Annotated in this window: 1 protein-coding gene; it reads right to left on the reverse strand. The window is 70.5% G+C overall.

Going from position 1 to position 410, the window contains the following annotated elements; genetic code table 11:
* Positions 1-410 (reverse strand): VCBS domain-containing protein (locus CVH10_RS17855; RefSeq protein WP_146143019.1); only part of this gene is annotated, 410 nt, incomplete at both ends.

The raw sequence follows: 410 nt of genomic DNA on the forward strand, positions 1-410 counted from the left end.
TCGCGGTGGTCCTCGGCGTCGCCATCCTCGGTGTATTCGTAGGCGATCTCGCCGGTCTCGGCATCGTAGCCGGTGATGGTCAGCGTGCCTTCACTGCCGACGATCTCGATCGGATTGGCGGCCGTCGCGCCGGTGATGTCCTGGTCGTTGACGGTCACCCCGGCGATGCCGGCCTCGGCGCCCACCGTGGCGGTGCCGCTGACGGTGTTGCCGCTGGCCTCGCTGACGCGCTGCTCGGCGCCGTCGACGCCCGGGGCGTTGTCGTCGATGTCGACGGTCGGCGGCGCGTCGGTGGCGCCGTTGATGGTCACCGTCAGGGTGGCGGTGCTCTGGCTGCCGTCGGCGTCGGTGACGGTGTAGCCGAAGGTCTCGGTCAGCGTCTGGTTATCGTCCAGGGCCTGGACGGCGCC

Origin of the sequence: Halomonas sp. ND22Bw, from assembly GCF_003011945.1 — a bacterium.
GTDB lineage: Bacteria > Pseudomonadota > Gammaproteobacteria > Pseudomonadales > Halomonadaceae > Halomonas > Halomonas halophila.